The sequence below is a fragment of the Hansschlegelia beijingensis genome, from assembly GCF_045505405.1.
GTDB classification, from domain to species: Bacteria; Pseudomonadota; Alphaproteobacteria; order Rhizobiales; family Methylopilaceae; genus Methylopila; species Methylopila beijingensis_A.
Window position 1 is genome coordinate 1 of record NZ_JBJKEX010000507.1, and the last position, 1,524, is coordinate 1,524.

Annotated in this window: 2 protein-coding genes; one reads left to right on the forward strand and one right to left on the reverse strand. The window is 70.5% G+C overall.

Annotation, left to right across the window (positions count from 1 at the left end; genetic code table 11):
- Positions 1-271 precede the first annotated feature (271 nt).
- The gene (locus tag ACIKT0_RS18140; protein WP_407106725.1) at positions 272-772 is read left to right on the forward strand and encodes a DUF4142 domain-containing protein; all 501 of its coding nucleotides are present in this window, start codon (positions 272-274) and stop codon (positions 770-772) included.
- A gap of 145 nt (positions 773-917) precedes the next feature.
- Here ACIKT0_RS18140 and ACIKT0_RS18145 read toward each other — a convergent pair whose 3' ends face one another.
- Positions 918-1,223, reverse strand: a complete 306-nt coding sequence (locus tag ACIKT0_RS18145; RefSeq protein WP_407106726.1) for an EF-hand domain-containing protein — start codon at positions 1,221-1,223, stop codon at positions 918-920.
- Between the last annotated feature and the right edge of the window lie 301 nt (positions 1,224-1,524).

Consider the following 1,524-nt stretch of genomic DNA (forward strand, 5'->3'; position numbering starts at 1 on the left):
CGCCGCGCGCGGCCATGGCGAGGGGCCCGAGCGCGCCGCCGCTGCGGTCGAGCCGATGGTCGCCGCTCGCGACGCTTTCCGGGGGTTCCCCGACCAATGCTCGTTCGACCGACATGCGTCCCTCACAAGGGCGCCCATAACGCCCCCGGGGCCGTTTCGTTCCGCGAATGGTCCGGCCCTCGCCCTTGCGCCTCGCCGCATGAGAAGCGTCGACGCGCTGGAACGAAGGCGGCTCCCCGGCTCTTCGGGCCCTCAACAGCAGGAGAGCTCCATGGATCGACGACACGCTCTGATCACCGCCTCGGCCGCCGCGCTTGCGCCGCTCGCGCTGGGGTCTGCCTTCGCGTGGGCCGCGCCCGCGGCCGGCGCAGTCGACGGCAGGAAGCTGCCGATCCTCGCCGGCGGCGACTTCGCGACCATGACCAGCAAGCTCGCGCTCGCCCGGGCCAACGGTTCGGCGGTGAGGGCTTTCGCGGAGCTGGAGATCAACGAACAGGCCGCGGTCGCCAAGGCCTTCGGCTCCCGCCCGGGCGCCGCGGGCCTAACGCCGAAGCAGGCCGCGCTGTTGCAGGAGCTCGAGAGCGCGCCGGCCGCCGAGTTCGACACGCTCTACATCCAGGGCCAGATCCTCGGCCATCGCGAGCTCCTCGCCCTGCACAAGAGCTACGCCGCCTCCGGCTCCGATCCCGTGGCCCAGGGCGCCTCAATCGTCGCCGTTCCGGCCATCCAGACCCATCTGGGCATGCTTCAGACGCTGAAGCAGATCGGGTGAACCGTTGGGGGACGCCTATTCCCCTGCTCTCCTGTCCGGCGGGCGAATTTCTCGGCCGTCGGCGCATTCGCTGGAACAGCCCGCGCCGTGGGGACTTCAGGACGAGCCGGCGCCCCCCCGACGTCGGCTCGGGAGCGGCCTGTCCCTAGCTCCCGGTGAGCGCCGGGCGGCGGCCGTCACGGTTCTTGTCGCGCCGGTCGAACGCCTTGTTCAGCCGCGCCTCGACCTCTGCGCGATCCAGCGCGCCGTCGCGGTTCTTGTCGTCGGCCTCGAAGCGCTTGTTGAGGCGGTTCGACCATTTCTGCATGCGCTCGGCGCGGGCTGGGCCGGCGGCCTCGCCGGCGGTCGCGCCGGATTTGGCCGCAGGCTCGGCCGTCTGCGCCGTGGCTGCGCCGGCTGTGGCGGTCGCCATGACGGCGGCGAAAAGAGTGGCCGCGATGGTTCGCTCCATGAGGGAAGCTCCTTTGCTGGTGTGCCCCTCGTCCTCATTGCGTCTCACGCCGCCAAAGACGTCTCCCTGCGCGGCGTCCCCTCGATCTCCGCTAACGCTCCAACGCGGCGCGAACGAGGCGGCGCAGCTCCGGCGCAGCCTCGTCCTCGAACCACGGATTCTTCTTCAGCCAGCTGTTGTTGCGCCAGGACGGGTGCGGCAGCGGCGCGATCCTGGGGCACCTGCAAGCTTCTCCAGCCTAACATGAGCTGGCATCGGATCGTGGAAGAGGTCGAGTTTGACGGCCGGCCTATAGTCTTGG

Excerpts from the sequence above, each read along its gene's own strand:
- ACIKT0_RS18140 (WP_407106725.1), top strand. The coding sequence starts at position 272 with ATGGATCGACGACACGCTCTGATCACCGCCTCGGCCGCCGCGCTTGCG.
- ACIKT0_RS18145 (WP_407106726.1), bottom strand. The coding sequence starts at position 1,223 with ATGGAGCGAACCATCGCGGCCACTCTTTTCGCCGCCGTCATGGCGACC.